The organism is Mycobacterium sp. TH-M15 (genome assembly GCF_057473705.1).
Genome location: NZ_JBYCLB010000565.1, coordinates 1 through 4,269, shown reverse-complemented (window position 1 = coordinate 4,269; position 4,269 = coordinate 1). Strand labels below are relative to the sequence as shown.

Sequence of the window (4,269 nt, the reverse complement as noted above, 5' to 3'; positions counted from 1 at the left end):
GGCGGGGTGGTCGACCCGGTGCTCACCTCGTCGAGCAACATCCCCCAGCTGCTGCAGTCGACGCTGGGCGGCGCGCCCGCGCCGGCGACGACACTGGCTCCCGGGGTGCGGGCTGTGCCGGGGATGCCGGCGTCGGCTGTTCCGGGTGCGCCCGCGGCCGTGCCCGGGTTGGCCGCGCCGGGTGGCCTGTCCTCGGTCTTCCCGTTCCCGCTGCCGAACCTGGGTGGCACCGCGCCGGTTGTGACGGCACCGTCCGTCACGGCACCGGCGCTGACCGCCCCCGGTATGCCGGCCATTCCGGCGGCGACGGTTCCGGTGGTGCCGGCCGTGCCCGGTCTCTCGCTGCCGCCGGTCGCGACGGCTTCGTCGGCTCCGGTGTCGGCTCCGGTCGCGGCGGTGCTGCTGCCCGCTCTGCCCTGACCCCGGCTGGGTAACCTCGGACCGGTGAGCACCCGCGCAGGAATCGTGGTCACCGGAACCGAGATACTCACCGGACGGGTTCAGGATCGCAACGGGCCGTGGCTCGCCGACCGTCTACTGGAGCTCGGGATCGAGCTGGGGCATGTCACCATCTGCGGTGACCGCCCCGGCGACATCGAGGCGCAGCTGCGTTTCCTGGCCGGTCAGGGCATGGATCTGATCGTCACCAGCGGCGGCCTGGGGCCGACCGCCGACGACCTGACGGTGGCCACCGTGGCCCGGTTCTGCGGCCGCGAGCTGGTACTGGACGCCGAGCTGGAGGCCCGGATCGCCGCGATCGTCACGCCGATGATGGCCCGGTTCGAGGGGCCGGGCGCCCCGGACCTCGAGACCGTCCGGGCGGCCAACCGCAAGCAGGCGCTGATCCCGTCCTGGGCGGCGGTGCTCGAGCCGGTGGGCACCGCGCCCGGGGTGGTGGTGCCCGGCAGCCCGACCGTGGTGGTGCTGCCCGGCCCGCCGCGGGAGCTGCAGCCGATGTGGCAGCGGGCGGTGCAGACCGACGCGGTGCAAGCCGCGATCGCCGGCCGGACGACCTACCGGCAGCAGACGCTGCGGATGTTCGGGCTGCCGGAATCCGGCCTGGCCGACACGCTGCGCGACGCCGAGCGGTGCGTCGACGGCTTCGACCAGCTGGAGGTCACCACCTGCCTGCGCCGCGGGGAGATCGAGATGGTCACCCGCTTCGAGCCGGCGGTCGCCGCGGTGTATCGGCGGCTCGTCGGGCTGCTCCGCGAGCGCCACCCGCTGGCGCTGTACTCCGAGGACGGCGCGCGGGTCGACGACCTGGTGGCGGCGCTGCTGGACGGCCGACGGATCGCGACCGCCGAATCCTGCACTGCCGGGATGCTGGCGGCCCGGCTGACCGACCCACCCGGCGCCTCCGCCTACGTCGCCGGCGGGGTGGTCTGCTACGCCAACGAGGCCAAGGTGGCACTGCTCGACGTCGATCCCGCGCTGATCGATGCGCACGGGGCGGTCTCCGAGCCGGTGGCCGAGGCGATGGCGGCCGGTGCGCTGCGCCGGTTCGACGCCGACACGGCGGTCGCGATCAGCGGAATCGCCGGGCCGGGCGGGGGGACCGAGGAGAAGCCGATCGGCACGGTGTGTTTCTGCGTCCGGCTGAGCGACGGGCGGATGCTCACCCGGACCATCCGGCTGCCCGGCGACCGCGCCGACGTGCGGGACCGGTCGACGACGGTGGCCATGCACCTGCTGCGCCGGGCGTTGTCAACCGGCTGACCCGGGGCCGCAACCGGTGGTATGAACGTCACAGGAGTTGCGGGCAATGGGATGGTTCACGGCACCCGAGTACTGGCTGAGCAGGCTGGCGCTGGAACGCGGGATCGCCGCCATCTATCTGGTCGCGTTCGTCTCCGGTGCCCGCCAGTTCCGCGCGCTGCTCGGCGAGCACGGCATGCTGCCGATTCCCCGGTTTCTGCAGCGCCAGTCGTTCCGGGTGGCGCCCAGCATCTTTCACCTGCACTATTCGGACCGATTCTTCGCCGCGGTGTGCTGGCTGGGTGCCGCGCTGTCGGCCGGGATCGTCGCCGGGGCGGCGGAGTTGGTGCCGTTGTGGGCGGCGATGGCGGGCTGGCTGGTGCTCTGGGTGCTGTACCTGTCGATCGTCAACGTCGGCCAGACCTGGTACTCGTTCGGCTGGGAGTCGATCCTGCTGGAGAGCGGGTTCCTGGCCGTCTTCCTCGGCAACGACCGGGTCGCCCCGCCGGTGCTGGTGCTCTTCCTGGCGCGCTGGCTGGTGTTCCGGATCGAGTTCGGCGCCGGGCTGATCAAACTGCGCGGCGACCCGTGCTGGCGCAACCTGACCTGCCTGTACTACCACCACGAAACCCAGCCGATGCCCGGACCGCTGAGCTGGTTCTTCCACCACCTGCCCAAGCCGCTGCACCGGGTGGAGGCGGCCGGAAACCACGTCGCCCAGCTGGTCGTGCCGTTCGGCCTGTTCGCCCCAGAGCCGGTGGCCAGCGTCGCGGCCGCGCTGGTGATCGTCACCCAGCTCTGGCTGGTGGCATCCGGCAACTTCGCCTGGCTGAACTGGCTGACGATCGTGTTGGCCTGCAGCGCGGTCGACGGCTCGCGGGTGGCCGCGGCGCTGCGGATCACCGAACCGGCCGGACTGCCCGCGGCGTCGCCGTGGTTCGCCGGCCTGGTGCTGGCGTTCTCGGTGTTCGTGCTGGTGCTCAGCTACTGGCCGGTGCGCAACCTGATCTCGAGTCATCAGCGAATGAACTTCTCGTTCAACCCGTTCCATCTGGTCAACGCCTACGGCGCGTTCGGCACCGTCGGCCGGGTCCGACGGGAGGTGGTGATCGAGGGCACCCGCGACGACCAGCTCACCGAGCAGACGGTGTGGCAGGAGTACGAATTCAAGGGCAAGCCCGGTGCGGTCGGTCGGCTGCCGGCCCAGTGGGCGCCGTATCACCTGCGGCTGGACTGGCTGATGTGGTTCGCGGCGATCTCGCCGCTGTACGCGCAGCCGTGGCGGGCGGCGCTGCTGGTGCGCCTGCTGAAGAACGATCCGGACACCCTGAAGCTGTTGCGCCGCAATCCGTTCCCGGGCCAGCCGCCGCATTATGTGCGGGCCCGGCTGTACGTCTACCGGTTCACCAGCTGGCGGGAGCTGCGCCGGGACCATGCTTGGTGGCATCGCACCCTGGTCGGCGGCTACCTGCCGCCGGTCACGCTGCGCGGCCTGGAACCGCCGGGTGGCCGGCTCAGCTGACTTCGTCCCAGACGGCCAGCATGGTCCGGAGGATCTCCTCGCCGCGGCCCAGGGCGCCCAGGTGGCTCTCGCCGGGCAGCCGGTACAGCCGGGCGTTGGGCAGCCGGGCCACCATCTGCTCGCCGTGCGTGAACGGGATGATGTGGTCGTGGTCGCCGTGCCACCAGTGCACCGGAACGGTGACGTCGGCAAGCCGGAATCCCCAGTCCCGGGCGAACAGCACCATGTCGGCAAACGGTGCGGCGGCTTGCTTTCGGCTGCCGTTGAGCACATCGTCGAGGAACATCGCCTTGAACTCCGGCCGGTTCAGCAGGTCGCGGTCGGCCGCCGGGGAGACCGCCGCGAACAGCCCGATGGCCGCGGAGGCGACCGGCCGCGCGAACCAGAGCAGCGCGGTGGTCACGCCGCTTACCTGCGGTCCGGCCATCTCCAGCAGCGGCGCCACCCGCGACCCCAGGGCCATCAGCCCGCCGCCGATCGCGTCCGGGCCGGTCGCCGGGACGACGCCGCCGAGCACCCCGCAGACCAGCACCCGATCCGGCATCGCCGCCGCGCACGCCAGGGTGTAGGCGCCGCCGCCGGAGAGGCCGACCACCGCCATCGTGTCGACCCCGAGCGTGTCGGCGATGACCTTGATGTCGTCGGTGAAATCGAGGATCCGACCGTAGCGGTGCGGCGTCGAGGAGCCGATTCCGGGCCGGTCGATGCCGATCAGCCGGATGTTCTCCCGCTCGGCGAAGACCCGCGCCTCGGTGGGGATCTGCCGGCGGGCGCCGGGGGTGCCGTGCAGCCAGAACATGGCCTTTCCGCGCGGGTCGCCGAACTCGGCGAAACCGATCCGGCGGTCCTCGCCGACGGCGATGTTGCCCTCCAGCTTGGGGCGGGCGATGCTCGCGGACATGCCCTGAGTCTCGCACGGCGGTGCGCGGGGCGGGTCAGACCTCCAGCAGCACCGTCACCGGGCCGTCGTTGACCAGCTGGACCGCCATGTGCGCGCCGAAGACCCCGGTCTGCACCTGGGCTCCCAGCCCGCGGAGCGCCTCGACGAA

At 72.1% G+C, this 4,269-nt stretch carries 5 protein-coding genes; 3 read left to right on the top strand and 2 right to left on the bottom strand.

Annotated elements, in window-relative coordinates; genetic code table 11:
* From AC2VNT_RS13825 to AC2VNT_RS13815, 3 genes are all read left to right on the top strand, one after another.
* The coding region (locus AC2VNT_RS13825) for a hypothetical protein (RefSeq protein WP_486947403.1) at positions 1–420 on the top strand (420 nt) is incomplete at its 5' end.
* 24 nt (positions 421–444) lie between these two features.
* Positions 445–1,719: a competence/damage-inducible protein A gene (locus tag AC2VNT_RS13820; protein ID WP_486947402.1), complete on the top strand. Its 1,275-nt coding sequence runs from the start codon at positions 445–447 to the stop codon at positions 1,717–1,719.
* Between the two features lie 46 nt (positions 1,720–1,765).
* Complete coding sequence (locus AC2VNT_RS13815) at positions 1,766–3,220, top strand: lipase maturation factor family protein (RefSeq protein WP_486947401.1); 1,455 nt, start codon at positions 1,766–1,768, stop codon at positions 3,218–3,220.
* Here the strand turns inward: AC2VNT_RS13815 and AC2VNT_RS13810 are convergent.
* Positions 3,213–4,121 carry an alpha/beta fold hydrolase gene (locus AC2VNT_RS13810; RefSeq protein ID WP_486947400.1) on the bottom strand — a complete coding sequence of 303 codons (909 nt, stop codon included), beginning with the start codon at positions 4,119–4,121 and terminating at the stop codon, positions 3,213–3,215. The genes AC2VNT_RS13815 and AC2VNT_RS13810 overlap by 8 nt on opposite strands.
* A gap of 34 nt (positions 4,122–4,155) precedes the next feature.
* A partial coding sequence (locus AC2VNT_RS13805; protein WP_486947404.1) for a D-aminoacyl-tRNA deacylase occupies positions 4,156–4,269 on the bottom strand: 114 nt, incomplete at its 5' end.

What these genes read in the sequence shown, in the direction of transcription:
- AC2VNT_RS13815 (WP_486947401.1), top strand. Translation starts at nt 1,766, where the DNA reads ATGGGATGGTTCACGGCACCCGAGTACTGGCTGAGCAGGCTGGCGCTG.
- AC2VNT_RS13810 (WP_486947400.1), bottom strand. Translation starts at nt 4,121, where the DNA reads ATGTCCGCGAGCATCGCCCGCCCCAAGCTGGAGGGCAACATCGCCGTC.